17 protein-coding genes are annotated in these 15364 nt (G+C 72.2%); 14 read left to right on the forward strand and 3 right to left on the reverse strand.

What is annotated here, in order from left to right:
* The first annotated feature begins 67 nt into the window (after nucleotides 1–67).
* The 4 genes from FKO37_RS24605 (at nucleotide 68) to FKO37_RS24620 (ending at nucleotide 5180) form a co-directional block, all read left to right on the forward strand.
* Entirely contained in the window at nucleotides 68–1129 is a 1062-nt protein-coding gene (locus FKO37_RS24605) for an AAA family ATPase (protein ID WP_238605898.1), read from the forward strand.
* Nucleotides 1126–3018 carry a hypothetical protein gene (locus tag FKO37_RS24610; RefSeq protein WP_238605899.1) on the forward strand — a complete coding sequence of 631 codons (1893 nt, stop codon included), beginning with the start codon at nucleotides 1126–1128 and terminating at the stop codon, nucleotides 3016–3018. Before FKO37_RS24605 ends, FKO37_RS24610 begins: the two co-directional genes overlap by 4 nt.
* A gap of 138 nt (nucleotides 3019–3156) precedes the next feature.
* Nucleotides 3157–4383 (forward strand): uroporphyrinogen-III C-methyltransferase, encoded by a 1227-nt coding sequence (cobA, locus tag FKO37_RS24615; protein WP_037806542.1) that lies wholly within the window; start codon nucleotides 3157–3159, stop codon nucleotides 4381–4383.
* 29 nt (nucleotides 4384–4412) lie between these two features.
* Complete coding sequence (locus FKO37_RS24620; protein ID WP_238605900.1) at nucleotides 4413–5180, forward strand: PIG-L deacetylase family protein; 768 nt, start codon at nucleotides 4413–4415, stop codon at nucleotides 5178–5180.
* A 261-nt stretch (nucleotides 5181–5441) separates the two neighbouring features.
* Here the strand turns inward: FKO37_RS24620 and FKO37_RS24625 are convergent, their stop codons facing one another.
* A complete protein-coding gene (locus FKO37_RS24625; protein ID WP_043834334.1) occupies nucleotides 5442–6317 on the reverse strand; it encodes an alpha/beta fold hydrolase in 876 nt (291 codons plus the stop codon).
* Nucleotides 6318–6427: 110 nt separating this feature from the next.
* On the opposite strand from FKO37_RS24625, the gene FKO37_RS24630 reads away from it, so the two are divergent.
* Entirely contained in the window at nucleotides 6428–7270 is an 843-nt protein-coding gene (locus FKO37_RS24630) for a crotonase/enoyl-CoA hydratase family protein (protein WP_134661622.1), read from the forward strand.
* A 35-nt stretch (nucleotides 7271–7305) separates the two neighbouring features.
* Complete coding sequence (locus tag FKO37_RS24635) at nucleotides 7306–9012, forward strand: AMP-binding protein (RefSeq protein ID WP_037805710.1); 1707 nt, start codon at nucleotides 7306–7308, stop codon at nucleotides 9010–9012.
* Nucleotides 9013–9033: 21 nt separating this feature from the next.
* On the opposite strand, the gene FKO37_RS24640 is transcribed toward FKO37_RS24635, so the two are convergent.
* Entirely contained in the window at nucleotides 9034–9264 is a 231-nt protein-coding gene (locus FKO37_RS24640; protein ID WP_037714276.1) for a hypothetical protein, read from the reverse strand.
* A 13-nt stretch (nucleotides 9265–9277) separates the two neighbouring features.
* Between FKO37_RS24640 and FKO37_RS24645 the strand changes: the two genes are divergently transcribed.
* The 7 genes from FKO37_RS24645 (at nucleotide 9278) to FKO37_RS24675 (ending at nucleotide 13837) form a co-directional block, all read left to right on the forward strand.
* Nucleotides 9278–9472, forward strand: coding sequence for a hypothetical protein (locus FKO37_RS24645; RefSeq protein ID WP_134727471.1), 195 nt, complete (start codon nucleotides 9278–9280; stop codon nucleotides 9470–9472).
* Nucleotides 9473–9823: 351 nt separating this feature from the next.
* A complete protein-coding gene (locus FKO37_RS24650; protein WP_037805714.1) occupies nucleotides 9824–10057 on the forward strand; it encodes a hypothetical protein in 234 nt (77 codons plus the stop codon).
* 704 nt (nucleotides 10058–10761) lie between these two features.
* The gene (locus FKO37_RS24655; protein WP_043834337.1) at nucleotides 10762–11358 is read left to right on the forward strand and encodes a CDP-alcohol phosphatidyltransferase family protein; all 597 of its coding nucleotides are present in this window, start codon (nucleotides 10762–10764) and stop codon (nucleotides 11356–11358) included.
* Between the two features lie 46 nt (nucleotides 11359–11404).
* On the forward strand, nucleotides 11405–11788 hold the full coding sequence (gene gcvH, locus FKO37_RS24660) for a glycine cleavage system protein GcvH (RefSeq protein ID WP_037805718.1): 384 nt from the start codon (nucleotides 11405–11407) through the stop codon (nucleotides 11786–11788).
* A gap of 124 nt (nucleotides 11789–11912) precedes the next feature.
* Nucleotides 11913–12383, forward strand: coding sequence for a glycogen accumulation regulator GarA (gene garA / locus FKO37_RS24665; RefSeq protein ID WP_009078859.1), 471 nt, complete (start codon nucleotides 11913–11915; stop codon nucleotides 12381–12383).
* Nucleotides 12380–13150, forward strand: coding sequence for a MerR family transcriptional regulator (locus tag FKO37_RS24670; protein ID WP_063697699.1), 771 nt, complete (start codon nucleotides 12380–12382; stop codon nucleotides 13148–13150). Before garA ends, FKO37_RS24670 begins: the two co-directional genes overlap by 4 nt.
* 213 nt (nucleotides 13151–13363) lie before the next feature.
* The gene (locus FKO37_RS24675) at nucleotides 13364–13837 is read left to right on the forward strand and encodes a bifunctional nuclease family protein (RefSeq protein ID WP_009078856.1); all 474 of its coding nucleotides are present in this window, start codon (nucleotides 13364–13366) and stop codon (nucleotides 13835–13837) included.
* A gap of 36 nt (nucleotides 13838–13873) precedes the next feature.
* Here the strand turns inward: FKO37_RS24675 and FKO37_RS24680 are convergent, their stop codons facing one another.
* Nucleotides 13874–14503 carry a TetR/AcrR family transcriptional regulator gene (locus tag FKO37_RS24680; protein WP_238605901.1) on the reverse strand — a complete coding sequence of 210 codons (630 nt, stop codon included), beginning with the start codon at nucleotides 14501–14503 and terminating at the stop codon, nucleotides 13874–13876.
* Between the two features lie 259 nt (nucleotides 14504–14762).
* Here FKO37_RS24680 and FKO37_RS24685 point away from each other — a divergent pair, with 259 nt between their 5' ends.
* Entirely contained in the window at nucleotides 14763–15344 is a 582-nt protein-coding gene (locus FKO37_RS24685) for a MerR family transcriptional regulator (RefSeq protein WP_009078853.1), read from the forward strand.
* Nucleotides 15345–15364 lie beyond the last annotated feature (20 nt).

The raw sequence follows: 15364 nt of genomic DNA on the forward strand, positions 1-15364 counted from the left end.
CGCGGGACGATAACGGCACGAAACGGGCGTCGCACGTGGATGTCCTGAAACCGGAAAGGTCCGCGTTGTGCACGCCCAGCTCACGGTCACGCCTGCCCAGCTGCCCGACATCCTGCTCACGACCGCCGTCGTCCGGCCGGTCTTCCTCTGGGGCGCGCCCGGAATCGGGAAGTCGTCGCTGGTCCGGGAATTCGCGGCGGCGCTCGGCCTCGAATGCGTGTCGCTGCTCGGCACCCAGCTCGCGCCCGAGGACCTGATCGGCGTCCCGCAGATCGCCGACGGCCGCAGCCGGTTCTGCCCGCCGGAGCAGATCGCCCGCGACGAGCCGTACTGCCTGTTCCTGGACGAGCTCAACGCCGCGTCCCCGGACGTGCAGAAGGCGTTCTATTCGCTGATCCTCGACCGCCGGATCGGCTCCTACGAGCTGCCGCCCGGTTCGGTGGTGATCGGCGCCGGGAACCGCGCCACCGACCAGGCGCTCGCCCGGCCGATGGCCTCGGCGCTGGTGAACCGGCTGGTCCACCTCCACCTGCGCGCGTCGGCGGGCGACTGGCTCGCCTGGGCGGCGGGCCACGACATCCACCCGGCGGTGGTCGAGTACCTGACCCAGCGCCCGGACCACCTGTGGAGCCAGCCGCCGAAGACCGAGGAACCGTTCTCCACGCCGCGGTCCTGGCACATGCTGTCCGACCTGCTGCACTCGGCGGGCGATCCGCTCGACGACGAGACCGCCGGGCTGCTCGCGTACGCCACGCTCACCCCGCAGCACGCCGGAGCGTTCCGGTCGTACCTCAAGGTCGCGCGGCACGCCTACGACCTGGAAGCCATCCTCAAGGGCGACGCGCGCTGGCCCGCCGAGCCGGACGAGCGCGACCTGCTCTACTTCCTCGCCGAGACGTTCCGCGTCCGGCTTGCCCGCGACCTGCCCGCGGACAAGCGGCACGCGTCGGCGGCGGTGCGCCAGTTCGCGTTCCGCGCGAAGAGCCTGCTGGTGGAACTGGCGGAGATCTCGCTGGAGATGGCGCAGCTGGTGATCGCGGATGACGAGGCGGGCAACCCGCGCCTGCCGTCGTGGTTCCTGGTCGAGGCCGCGCGCGATTTGCCGCGGCTGGTGGCGGCTCGGGCATGAGCAGTGTCCGTTCCGACGCCCGCCTCCGGGAACGCCGCAACAAAGCGATCGACGCGGGCTGGGCACTGGTCCGCGCGAACACCGTGCTGAAGCGGCTCGCGGAGCGCGCGAGCCTGGACCGCGTCAGCCTGACCGGCGCCGAGTCCTGGGCCGTTGTCGCCGACACCGGACTGGTCACCGCGAACCGCGCCCGCGACGCCGATCCCGCCGAGTGGGCGTGGGTGTTCGCGCATCTGCTGCTGCATCTCGGCCTCGGCCATCTGGACGAGGAACAGCTCGCCGAGGCGGACGCGATCACCGCTGACCGCGCCGTCGACGCGAGCTACAGCGCGGCGTGTTGCGTTGCGGTGCACCGGTTCGCGGAGGCGGTGCGGGTCGGGACGCCGCTCACGCTCCTGCCCGAACTTCCCGGCACGGACGAGCTTTCCCTTGCCCGCTCTTGGCGCGACACCGGCGTCCCAGAGGTCTTCCGCGCGCTCGGCACCGGCGGCGACCGGCCGTGCCTCGCGCTCGCGGAGCCGCCGAGCCGCTGGCACGTCCAGTACCACGGGAAGTCCGCGCCGTGGACCGAGCGGTTCGCGCAGGGCCTGATCGCCTCGGCCACGGAGGCGATGGAGCGGGCCGCCGACGCGCGCGGCCAGACCCGGCACCGGCGGACCCTGGGGGAGTGGGACCGCGCGCTGGGCTGGTTCGCGTCGTCGTTCCCGCTGCTGGGCGCGGTGGCCGCCGGGTTCACGCTGATCGCCGATCCGGAGGTGGTCCGCGCCTGGGACATCTCGGTCGCGGCGGTCGACGCCGAACACGGCGAGATCTACGTCAACCCGCACGCCGCGCTGACCGCCGAGGAATGGCGGTTCGTGCTCGCGCACGAGATGCTGCACGCCGCGCTCCGGCACGACCGCCGCGCGCTCGGCCGCGACCCGTACCTGTGGAACGTCGCCTGCGACTACGTGATCAACGGCTGGCTGGTCGTCCTCGGCGTCGGCGAACTGCCCGGCGACGGGCTGCACGATCCGCAGCTCGCCGGGCTGTCCGCGGAATCGGTGTACGACACGCTGACCACCGACCTGCGCCGCGCCCGCAAACTGCGCACGCTGGGCGGCCGCGAGGCAGGCGACGTCCTCGGCGACTGGCTGTCCGAACCGGACACCGCCGCCCGCCGCTCCTCGCGCCGCGCGGAACCCAAGCCGCTGCCGTGGCGCGAGGGCGACCGGGCCGGCGGCGTCGACCTGGACGAGTTCTACCGCCGCGCGCTCAGCCAGGGCCTGGTCTATCACCACGCGCAGGGCCGCGGCCTGCTGCCGCTCGGGCTGGAACAGGAGATCCGCGCGCTGGACCACCCGCCGCTGCCGTGGGACGCGCAGCTGGCCCGGTGGTTCGACGAGCACGTCCGGGCCGAGCGGCCGGTGCGCAGCTACGCGCGGGCGTCGCGCCGTCAGTCGGCGACGCCGGACATCCCGCGCCCGGGCCTGGTCCGTCCGGAACGCGTCGACCGCCGCGCGACCTTCGGCGTCGTGCTGGACACGTCCGGGTCGATGAACGCGGAACTGCTGGGCAAGGCGCTCGGCGCGATCGCGTCGTACGCGCGGGCCCGCGACGTCCCGGCGGCCCGGGTGGTGTTCTGCGACGCGGCCGCTTACGACGCCGGATACCTTGCGGTGGAAGACATCGCGGGCCGGGTGAAGGTCCGCGGCCGCGGCGGCACCCGGCTGCAGCCCGGGGTCGACCTGCTGCGCCGCGCGCCGGATTTCCCGGCGGACGGCCCGGTGCTGATCATCACCGACGCGCAGTGCGACCACGTGCGGCCGTTGCGGGAGCACGCGTTCCTGGTTCCGCGCGGCGCTCGGCTGCCGTTTGTGCCGCGCGGTCCGGTCTTCCGGGTGGAGTGAGCGACGATGCGCGGACCCGTCGGTGACATGTCCGAATTGCGAAGCGCGCGGGCGGACTCAGCGGCCTGAGCCACACTCCGGCGTGGCATGACCCACGCTCGCCGTGCGAGACCGCGCCTCGCCCATATGCTTCCGCGCATGGACGACCCGCACTACCTTTCCGGCCTCAACCTGACCGGCCGCCGCGTCGTGGTGTTCGGCGGCGGTTCCGTCGCCCAGCGCCGGCTGCCCCGCCTGATCAGCGCGGGCGCCCGCGTCGAACTGGTGTCGCCGCACACGACGCCGTCGGTGCAGGGGATGGCGGACGCGGGCGAACTGGTGTGGCATCAGCGCCGCTACGCCGAAGGCGACCTGAAGGACGCCTGGTACGCGCTGGCCTGCACGAACGACCCGGAGACCAACGCCGCGATCTGTGCCGAGGCCGAGCGGGAACGCGTCTTCTGCGTCCGCGCCGACGAGGGCGAGTCCGGTTCGGCGGTGACCCCGGCGACCGGGCGGCACGGCGGTCTCCTGTTCGGCGTCCTGTCCGGCGGCGAGCCGCTCCGCTCGGCCGCGGTCCGCGATTCGATGCTGGACGGCCTGCACGCGGGCACCATCGAGGACGGCCGCCAGCCGCATCCGGAAGGCACGCTGCCCGGCGTCGCGCTGGTCGGCGGCGGGCCCGGCGACCCGGACCTGATCACCGTCCGCGCCCGGCGGCTGCTCTCGCGCGCCGACGTCGTGGTCGTCGACCGGCTCGGCCCGCGCGATCTGCTGGACGAGCTCGCGCCGGAGGTCGAGGTCGTCGACGCGGCGAAGATCCCGTACGGCCGCGCGGCGAGCCAGGACGTGATCAACCGGACGCTCATCGAGAAGGCCAAGGAAGGCAAGTTCGTCGTCCGGCTCAAGGGCGGCGACCCGTACCTGTTCGGGCGCGGGTTCGAGGAGGTCCAGGCGTGCGCCGAGGCGGGCGTGCCGGTGACCATGGTCCCGGGCATCACCTCGGCGTTCGCGGTGCCCGCGGTGGCCGACGTGCCGGTGACGCACCGCGGGGTCGCGCACGAGGTGGTCGTCGTGTCCGGGCACGTCGCGCCGGGGGACGAGCGGTCGCTGGTGGACTGGTCGCTGCTGGCCCGGATGCGCGGGACGATCGTGCTGATGATGGGCGTCGAACGGCTGCCGAAGTTCGCCGCCGCCCTGCTCGAGGGCGGCCGCCCCGGCGACACGCCGGTCGCGGTGATCGAGGACGGGACGATGCGGACCCAGCGGGTGCTGCGCTCGACGCTCGCCTCGGTGGCCGAGGAAGCGGCGGCCGCGGGAGTCCGCCCGCCGGCGGTGATCGTGTTCGGCCCGGTGGCCGGGCTGGACCGGAATCAGCCCGGATAACGCAGACAGCGGGCCGTCCGCGCGCGAAGATGTCCGGTATGACCTTGCCTGCCCTGCCCGAGGAGTCCTTCCGGCGCGTGCTCTGCGTCGTCGCGCACCCGGACGACATGGAGTACGGCACGTCCGCGGCCGTCGCGCGCTGGACGGCGCGCGGCATCGAGGTCGGCTACCTCCTGCTCACCCGCGGCGAGGCAGGCATGCCGAACCCGCCCGAGGAGACGGCCCGCCTGCGCGTCGCCGAACAGCGCAACGCGTGCGCGGCCGTCGGCGTCGAGCGCCTCACCGTCCTCGAACACCCGGACGGCGTGCTCGTCTACGGCCTCGACCTGCGCCGCGACATCGCCCGCGAGATCCGCCGGTTCGAGCCCGACGTCGTGCTCGGCTGCGGATTCGACGTCGAAACTCCGTACGGCTTCGACCAGGCCGACCACCGCGCCGCCGGACTCGCGACCCTCGACGCGATCCGCGACGCGGGCAACCGGTGGGTCTTCCCGGAGCAGATCGACGACGAGGGCCTCGCTCCGCATTCGGCGCGCTGGTACCTGGTCCCGGGACTTCCGGGTTCCGGGGCGACCCACGGCGTCGACATCACCGGAGAGCCGCTGCGGCGCGGCGTCGCTTCCCTGGAGGCGCACGCCGCGTACCTGGCCGCGCTTCCGGACCACCCCGCGCCCGCCGACTTCATCCCGCAGTTCACGGCGATGAGCGGCAAGGCGATGGGGGTGGCGCACGCGGTGCTGTTCCGCGCCCACGACCTCCAGGCGCCGCCGGAGTTCCCCGAAGCCGACCAGAACTGACCCCGGCCGGTCGGAAGTCTGAGGGAGCCCGGCGGGACGCTGCTTCCGCAGGTCTCCCTTCCTTGCCGGGCGCGGGTCGGGAGGGTGCCTTTCGCGGACGAGCCCTGCCGCGGGAACGCACCCAATGCCGCATTGGGTGCACTAGCCCGGCCCCCGCGAGTCCCAAGCCCGCTCGCCCTAGTGCCCCACCAAGTCCGTGAAGGGCTCCTTGAGGGAATCAGATTCCCGGAAGGAGCCCTTCACGGACCGCGGGGGCCGGGCTCAGGCGGGGTAGCGGCGAAACGCGAAGTCCCGGATCGCCGCGCTCAGCCGCTTCGGGTCGAACCGCAGCTCGACCGGGCTGCGGGCCTGGACGAACTCGGCGTTCGGCAGGTCCTCGGCCAGGCTGCCCGCGTCGCCGAACGGGTGGATCGGGTCGCCCTCGTGCCCGATCACCAGCGTCGGCGTGGTGATCGTGCCCCGGATCGACTTGGGCGGCGCGACCCGGCCGAACAGCACGCCGTGCAGCAGCGCGGCCATCGGCGCCGGTTCCTGGCTCAGCGTGTCCGTGATGACGTCCACCCACTGGTTCCCGTGCGGCACCAGATGCGCGGCCAACGCCACCCCGCGCACCGTCGCGGGCAGGAAGCGCGCGGCGAACAACAGGGGTGCGAAGGTCAGCAGCCCGGCGATGATCGCGTTGTCCAGCACCGGCATTTCGACCACCAGCCCGCGCACCCGCGACGGGGCGGCCACGGCCACCTCCAGCGCCACGTTCGCGCCCAGCGAGGTGCCGCCGACCACCGCGTCCTCGATCTCCAGATGGTCGAGCAGCGCGACGGCCTGTTCGCCGAACGCGGGCATCGAATAGCGCCACGACTGCGTCGGCCGGTCCGAATCGCCGTGGCCGAGCAGGTCGAGGGTCACCACGCGGAACCCCGCGCGGGCGAGCCGCCTGGCCAGCGGCGCGTGCATCCGGCGGGTGAACATGATCCCGTGCATCAGCACCACGACGCGGTCGCCGCTGCCGTATTCGGTGTAGCACAGGCGCTGGCCCTCGTGCCGGAACGAGCCGGACAGCTCGATCGGCCGGGCCTTGCGGGCCGCCGCGGGTTCCGCCGGCGGGGCGTCGGCGACGGGCACGGGTGCCGGGTCCATACGGGCGCCTCCCTCTCCACCTCGGGTCTCCAGGAAAGCATCCCGCAGCGCCGTTGGCACAGTGTCAACCGGATGGGCTGGGGTCGGGGGGATGAGTCAAGATGATCGGCATGACCGAACCAGTAGCCGCCCTTCCCGAACTCGCCTCGCTCCGCGTCGACCTCGACGGACCGGTCGCCGAGGTGACCCTGCTCGGCCCGGGCAAGGGCAACGCGATGGGCCCCGACTTCTGGCGCGAGCTGCCGCTGGTGTTCGCCGCCCTCGACGCCGACCCGCGCGTGCGCGCCGTCGTGCTGACCGGAAGCGGCAAGCACTTCTCCTACGGCCTCGACCTGCCCGCGATGATGGGCGGCTGGGCCCCGCTGCTGGCGGGCGACGCGCTGGCCGGGCCGCGCACCGAGTTCCACCGCGAGGTCCAGCGGCTGCAGCAGGCGGTCAGCTCGATCGCCGAATGCCGCAAACCGGTGGTCGCCGCCGTGTCCGGCTGGTGCATCGGCGGCGGCGTGGACGTGATCACCGCCGCCGACATCCGCCTGGCCAGCGCGGACGCCAAGTTCAGCGTCCGCGAGGTGAAGGTCGCGATCGTCGCCGACATCGGCAGCCTGCAGCGGCTCGCGCCCATCATCGGCGAGGGGCACGTCCGCGAGCTGGCGCTGACCGGCAAGGACGTCGACGCCGCGCGCGCGGAGAAGATCGGCCTGGTCAACGACGTGTACCCGGACCAGGAGACGCTGCTGGCCAAGGCCCGCGAACTGGCCGCGGAGATCGCCGCGAACCCGCCGCTGGTCGTCCAGGGCACCAAGCAGGTGCTGTCGGCGAACACCGAACGCCAGGTCGCCGAGGGCCTGCGCTACGTCGCCGCGTGGAACTCCGCCTTCCTGCCGAGCAAGGACCTCCAGGAAGCCGTCCAGGCCTTCCTGGAGCGACGAGCGCCGGACTTCAAGGGCGAGTAAAACAGGCACGGGAAAGCGAGCACGAGGAGTACGACGTGAGCAACGGCGCTGAGGTCACCGGCTACCAGGCATTCCGCGCGGCGCGGGACTATCTGCAGGCCCACCGCTTGGACTACGAAACCGCATACCGCGAGTTCGCGTGGCCGCAGCTGGACGAGTTCAACTGGGCCACGGACTGGTTCGACGCGATCGCGGCGGACCCGGCGAACGCGCAGCGGTACGCGCTGTGGATCGTGGAAGAGGACGGCACCGAGAACCGCTGGACGTTCCCGGAGATGTCGGCCCGGTCCAACCAGGTCGCGAACTGGCTGCGCGGCCTCGGCGTCGCGCGCGGCGACCGGGTGATCGTCATGCTCGGCAACCAGGGCGAGCTGTGGGAGACCATCCTCGCGGCGATCAAGCTGGGCGCGGTCGTGATCCCGGCGTCGACGCTGCTCGGCCCGGCCGACCTCGTGGACCGGGTGGAGCGCGGCAACGCCAAGCACGTGATCGTGCGCGACGTCGACGCGGAGAAGTTCGCCGACGTCGCCGGCGACTACACGCGGATCGCGGTCGGCGAGCCGGTTTCCGGTTGGCACGCCTTCGAAACCGCGTATGCGTCCTCCGCCGAATTCACCCCGGACGGGGTCACCCGCGCCGAGGACCCGCTGCTGCTGTACTTCACCTCGGGCACCACCGCGAAGCCGAAACTCGTGCAGCACACGCACGTTTCCTATCCGGTCGGCCATCTGTCCACAATGTACTGGATCGGGCTGGAACCGGGCGACGTCCACCTCAACATCTCGTCGCCGGGCTGGGCCAAGCACGCCTGGAGCAACTTCTTCGCTCCGTGGAACGCCGAAGCGACGGTGTTCCTGTACAACTACGCGCGGTTCGACGCGGCCGCGCTGATGGCGCAGATGGACCGCTGCGGCATCACCAGCTTCTGCGCGCCGCCGACGGTGTGGCGGATGCTGATCCAGGCCGACCTCAGCGCGCTGCGGACGCCGCCGAAGAAGGTCGTCGGCGCGGGGGAGCCGCTCAACCCCGAGGTGATCGAGCAGGTCGAGAAGGCGTGGGGCGTCACCATCCGGGACGGCTTCGGGCAGACCGAGACCAGCGTCCAGGTCGCGAACACGCCGGGCCAGGACGTCGTGGCCGGGTCGATGGGCCGCCCGCTGCCCGGGTTCGCGGTCGCGCTGGTCGACCCGGTCACCGGCGAGCGCGCGACCGAGGGCGAGATCTGCCTGGACCTCGCGCACCGGCCGGTCGGCCTGATGGCGGGCTACGCGGACGACGACGAACGCACCTCGGCCGCCTTCGCGAACGGCTACTACCACACCGGCGACGTCGGCTCGATCGACGAACGCGGCTACATCACCTACGTCGGCCGCACCGACGACGTCTTCAAGGCGTCGGACTACCGGATCTCGCCGTTCGAGCTGGAGAGCGTCCTGCTGGAGCACGAGGCGGTCGCCGAGGCGGCCGTGGTGCCCGCGCCGGACCCGATCCGGCTGGCCGTGCCCAAGGCGTACGTCGTGCTCGCCTCCGGGCGCGAGCCGAACGCCGAGACCGCGCGCGAGATCCTGGCGTACGCGCGGGAGCACCTCGCGCCGTACAAGCGGATCCGGCGGCTGGAGTTCGGGGAGCTGCCGAAGACCATCTCGGGCAAGATCCGCCGGGTCGAACTGCGCGGCCGGGAAGGCGGCGAGCGGCCCGAGGGCGAGTTCCGCGAGGACGACTTCCCGGACCTCAAGTCCTGAGCCGCGGCGGCGGTCCCGGTCCTATTCGGCCGGGACCACCGCCGCCAGCACGGTCTGCTCGCCCTTGCTGCACGTGGTGCCGCCCTGCGCGGCGGGCGGGCCGGACACGCACAGCCAGCCGTCGACGGTCGCGTTGACCGGGTTGTTCGAGCCCGCCGCCTGGCGGCCGTTGATCGCCTGGTGGAACTTCTTGACGAGCGCCATCGCGTCCGCGCACGGGATGGCTTTGTTGTCGTAGACGTACAGCGTCATCCCGCTCGCCGCGGTGACCGTGCCGCACGTGCCCGGAGTGGACGGCGGCGCCTGCTTTGACGGTTTCGGCGCGGCCGCGGTGCTGCTGGGCGCGGCGGGCGGGCTGCTCGCGCCCGCGGTCTGCGGCAGCGGCGGGGGAGCGTGCGTGCTCGGCGCGACCGAGGCGATAGCGGAGGGCGCCGACGACGCGGCTGCCGGTGGCGCTTGATCCCCCGAACAGGCGGTGAGCGCGGGCAAAACCACCACAGCCGCGCACAGCGGCCCGTACACGGTTTTCGACGGGAGCACCGCGATCCTTTCTCCGGGGTCGCGCCCATTCTGGCCCCTGGCGCCCCCGCTGAGCGGCACCGACACACCGGAGCGGTGCCGGTTGAGTCTACTGTGGACGGTTGGTTTCGCTTTCCGGACGGGGAAATCCGCATCGCCGGGACGCATCGTTCGGAGGAATCCGTCCCGGGGCGGTTAACGCTCGGCGGTCCCGCGCCGACGTAGAGGGCAGGCGCCCCGCGCGTTCCAGGTCCCCGAAGCCCGACGCCAGAGAGCACGAGTCACCGAGAGCATGAGCACCGAAACCGCCCCCGCAGCCGAGACCGACGCCCCGACCGACCCGCCGACCGAACCCTGCAGCGTGGTGTGGTGCGGCGGCCGCCCCTACGTGCTCGAAGCCGGAGCCGTGCGCCCGCGCTGGGTGGGCACCGACGGCCGCGGCCGCCCCGAAACGCTCAGCAACGCGCAGCTGCAGCGCCGCGGCTGGAGCCACCGCCGGGCGGCCAGCAGGCGACGCTCCCGCTGAAACTTCCGCCGGACGGCGGCCGGAACCGGGGAGCGGTCCCGGCCGCCGTCCGGCGGATCCGCGGTTTTTCCCGGCGCTGCACCGATTCACCCGCTACGGCGGCTCGGCCGCGGCATCGATTCACCCGCCGTGCTGGCCCGCCTGCCGCACCGGGTTGCCGCACTGCCTTGCTGCGGCACCGGTTCGCTCACCGTGCTGGCTCGCCTGCCGCGCTGGCCCGCCTGCCGCACCGGGTTGCCGCACTGCCTTGCTGCGGCACCGGTTCGCTCACCGTGCCAGCTCGCCAGCCGCGCCGGACCGGCTGCCGCACCGCCTTGCTGCGGCGTTGGCCCCCCGCCCTGTTGCCCTCCCCGCTGCTCCGATTCGCCCGCCGCGCCGACGGAATCGTTCCAGCGCCGAGCCGAACGGATCCGGCCGCGCCGATTCGCCGTGCACCGCGCGCCGTGCAGCGAGGTGCGGGTGCGCGGCGGGCCCGCCGCAGCGCGCCTCCCCAAGACACCGCACCGGCGGCGAGACCCACCCCGGCCTCGCACAGCGCCCGTCAGCCGAAGCGAGAAACCCGCCGCCGCGCATGCCCCAACGCCGCACCAGACCAGGGCACCCCGTGACCTCCCGCGCCCGAACCCACCCCCAGCACAACCGAACCCCCGCCTTTCACCCGCCAGGACAAACCTCGCGATCCCGTCCGCTCTAGGCTGACCGGCGTGACCACGGTCCCCGACGAGCCCCAGACCGAGCCCTCCCTGTGGCGGCAGGCGCTCAACGTCCCCAACCTGCTGTCGCTGCTGCGCCTGGCGGGCGTCCCGGTGTTCCTGTGGCTGCTGCTCGGCCCGAAGGAGGACGGCTGGGCGCTCGCCCTGCTGATCTTCTCCGCGCTCACCGACTGGCTCGACGGCAAGCTCGCCCGCTGGCTCGACCAGATGTCGCGGCTCGGGCAGCTGCTCGACCCCGCCGCGGACCGGCTCTACATCCTCGCCACGCTCGTCGCGTTCCTGATCCGCGACATCATCCCGTGGTGGGTCGTCGTGCCGCTGGTGCTGCGCGAGCTGGTGCTCGGGGTGTGCGTGGTGCTGCTGCGCCGCGGCGGGTTCGCGCCGCCCGAGGTCACCTACATCGGCAAGGGCGCGACCTTCGTTCTCATGTACGCCTTCCCGTTCCTGCTGCTCACGCAGGGCGGCTCGGACGTCGCGGCGGTCGCGCGGCCGATCGCCTACGCGTTCATGGTGTGGGGCGGCGTCCTGTATGTCTGGTCCGGGGCGCTCTACGTCGTGCAGGCGGCTCGCGCGCTGCGCACCCGGTGATGGAAGATTGTCGGCACGAAAGCCAGCACCAGGAAGGGGAGCGGCGTTGACCACTCCGGAAGAACTGCGCTACACCGAGGAGCACGAGTGGGTCGCGACCCGCGAGGGTTCGCTCGTGCGGGTGGGCATCACCGAGTACGCGCAGGACCAGCTCGGCGACGTCGTGTTCGTCGACCTGCCCGAGGTCGGCAAGCAGGTCGGGGCGGGCGACGCGTTCGGCGAGGTCGAGTCCACGAAGAGCGTCTCGGAGCTGTTCGCGCCGGTCGACGGCGAGATCGTGGCGGTCAACTCGGCGGTCGCCGATTCGCCGGAGCTCGTCAACTCCGACCCCTACGGCGAGGGCTGGCTCGTGGAGATCCGGCTCGACGACCCGGCCGGTCTCGAGGCGCTGCTCGAGGCCGAGGCGTACCAGGCCCTCATCAAGGGCTGAGCCGTTCGGCCGGGCCCCGGAGCCTCAAGGGGAGCCCGAGGGTTCCGGGCCGGTCGGGCACGGTACGTTGACAGCTGCACGTTCTTGGTCGATGACAACACTTCATGCGTAGAGGAGAGCTCAGGTGAGCACGAACGACGGGCCCGGCGTTCCCCCGGAGCAGTCTCCGGAGCGGACCTCTGTCTTCCGGGCCGATTTCCTGGCCGACATGGAAGGCCAGCAGGAGTCCGCGCCGGCCGCCGAGGCACCGGTGCAGGGCGTCGACGCCCTTCCGCCGGGTTCCGCCCTCCTGGTCGTGAAGCGCGGGCCCAACGCGGGCTCCCGCTTCCTGCTCGACCGCGACACCACCAGCGCGGGACGGCACCCCGACAGCGACATCTTCCTCGACGACGTCACGGTTTCCCGCCGCCACGCGGAATTCCGGCGCGAGGGCGGGGAGTTCGTCGTGATCGACGTCGGCAGCCTGAACGGCACCTACGTCAACCGCGAGCCGGTCGACCAGGCCGTCCTCGCCGGCGGCGACGAGGTGCAGATCGGCAAGTTCCGCCTGGTCTTCCTGACCGGCCCGGGGCACGGGGGCCAGGGGGCGCAGTGACGGCGGCCGGGCAGCCCGGTCGTCAGGAGGCCCGGCGGGACGGGTTGAGCATCGGGGCGGTGCTCGCGCAGCTGCGCGGGGACTTCCCCGATGTCACGATTTCCAAGATCCGCTTCCTCGAGGCGGAAGGCCTGGTCCGCCCGGGCCGCACGCCCTCGGGGTACCGGCAGTTCTCGCCGGCGGACGTGGAACGCCTGCGGTACGTGCTGTCCGCGCAGCGCGACCACTACCTCCCGCTCAAGGTCATCAAGGAGCAGCTCGACGCGGCCGACGCGGGCGCGCAGCCGCCCGCGCCGGTCCCGTCGGCTCCCCAGCTGCCGCGGCGGCTCGTGCCGCTCGGCGACGGGAGCGATCCGGCGGGACTGCCCGCGGCGGCGGACTTCGAGACCGGGCCGGACACCCGGCTCACCCAGGAAGACCTGCTGGAGCAGGCGGGCATCGACGACGCGATGCTCGCCGAGCTGTGCCAGTACGGCCTGCTGCGCCCCGGCGCGGCGGGTTTTTTCGGCCCGGAATCGGTCCTGATCGCCCGCACCGTCAAGGCGATGACCGAATTCGGGCTCGAACCGCGGCATCTGCGCGCGTTCCGCGCCGCGGCCGACCGCGAGGTCGGCCTGCTGGAGCAGATCGTGACCCCGGCGTACCGGCATCGTGACGCGGACGCGAAGGCGCGCGCGGACGAGGTCGTGCGCGAGCTGGCCGCGCTGTCGGTCACGCTGCACACGCTGCTCGTCAAAGCCGGCATCCGCGGCGTCGCCGGCGATTGACCCTTATGCCCGAGACGCGTTTTCGTCTCACTTGTCAATGACTGAACCTCAGCGCCGGGATGCCGTACCGTGAGAGACGGTTCGCGAGACCACGAACCGAGAATGTCCGCTGCGAGCGAGCACAGCGCCCGGATGACGGGTAGCGTCGGAGACAACGGTCGTCAGCCGTCGCCAGCGCTGCGGCCCGTGTGCACGAGAGGGAGGCGAAGCCCGATGAGCGAGATGCGCGTCGTCGGAGTGCGGGTCGAACTGCCCGCGAATCAGCCGATCTTGTTGCTGCGGGAGACCGAGGGCGAGCGGTACCTGCCGATCTGGATCGGCTCGGTCGAAGCCACCGCGATCGCCCTGGAACAGCAAGGCGTGCGGCCCGCCCGGCCGCTCACCCACGATCTGCTCAAAGAGGTCATCGGCGCGCTCGGCCGCGAGCTCGAGCAGGTCGTGATCACCGACCTCAAAGAAGGCACGTTCTTCGCCGAGCTGGTCTTCGACGGCGACATCCGGGTCTCGGCCCGCCCGAGCGATTCGGTCGCGCTGGCGCTGCGGATCGGCGTCCCGATCCACGCGGTCGACGCGGTGCTCGAGGAAGCCGGCCTGATCATCCCGGACGAGCAGGAGGACGAGGTCGAGAAGTTCCGCGAGTTCCTCGACTCCGTGTCCCCGGAAGACTTCCGCGGCGCCGACACCTGATCGCCCCTGCCCGGCGGTCTCCCGCCGGGCACGAGCTCACCGCGCGGTCGCGCGGGCGAACAGGTCCGCCAGTTCCCGGCCGTACCGGTCCAGGTCCACGGACGGATCGGCGGCGTAGGCGGCCGCGACCCCGTCGATGGCCTGCGCGATCGACAGCGCCACGATCTCCGGCGAGATGTCGCCGAACGCCCCCTCCTTGCGGCCCTGTTCAAGCTGCCGCTGCAGCGCGCCGGTGCGCAGCTGCCCGACCATGACGCCGGTCATCGCCCAGCCGTCGCGGTCGTCGGCGTGCGCGGCCATCTCGACCAGCACCCGTTCGCATTGCGGGTAGTCGCGCAGGAACGCGACCGAAGTCTCGATGTACGCGCGCAGGTTCCCCGGCCGGTCCGCCGGGTCGACGCCTTCGCTGCGCTCGCGCAGGTATTCCGATTTGGTCTCGGACACCGTGCTCAGCACCGCCTGCATGAGGCCGGCCTTGTTGGTGAAGTGGTACGAGATCAGCCGCGTGCTGCTGAGCCCGGCCCGTTCCTTGATGCGCGCGAAGGTGGTGCGCGCGTACCCGTAGTCGGCGATCGTGGCGATGGTCGCGCCGATGATCTGGGCCCGGGTGGTGGCCTCGGTGACGCTCAGGCCGAGTTCGGCTTGCGTGTCGATGTTTACTTGCATGAGTAATAAGTTACTCAGCCGAGTAAAAAAGGTCAATCCCGTACGGCGAACGGGCCAAAGCCTCGACACGGCCTCGAGGTCCGCCGCGCGTCGCGTTGACCGGCTCGCGGCGCAGCCTTACCGTCAAAGGCGGTAAATCGCCACGATGTGATTCGCCGACCCGGCGCGCTCGTGGCAGTTTTCCCCGGCCGATCCCGATCCTGGGCTCGACCGGCCTGTCGAACGCCCCGCCGCGAGGCCGGGCGAGGGGAGGCTTGCGGTGGTCGAGGCTGGTCGTCCGGAGATACCTGCCGGACCTGTCGCCGACGGCGAGCAGGGCGAGCTGTTCCCCGACGCCTCGCTGCCCGACGAGCTGGTCGGCTACCGCGGTCCCGCGGCCTGCCAGATCGCCGGGATCACCTACCGCCAGCTGGACTACTGGGCGCGCACGAAGCTGGTCGCGCCCAGCATCCGGACGGCGCACGGTTCGGGGTCGCAGCGGCTGTACTCGTTCAAGGACATCCTGGTCCTCAAGGTCGTGAAGCGCCTGCTGGACACCGGGGTCTCGCTGCAGAACATCCGCGTCGCGGTCGACCATCTGCGCGTGCGCGGGGTGCGCGACCTGGCGAAGGTCACGCTGTTCTCCGACGGCACCACGGTGTACGAATGCACGTCGCCGGAGGAGATCGTGGATCTGCTCCAGGGCGGCCAGGGCGTGTTCGGCATCGCGGTCAGCGGGGCGATGCAGGAGATCAGCGGCACCATCCACGAGTTCCCGGCCGAGCGCGCCGACGGCGGACTGGTCGAGGCCGTCGTGCCGGACGAGCTGACCCAGCGCCGCAACGCCCGCCGCACGGGCTGATCTTCGTCCGCGCTAGACTG

This window comes from Amycolatopsis sp. Poz14, from assembly GCF_006704225.1.
Classification (GTDB): Bacteria; Actinomycetota; Actinomycetes; order Mycobacteriales; family Pseudonocardiaceae; genus Amycolatopsis; species Amycolatopsis nivea.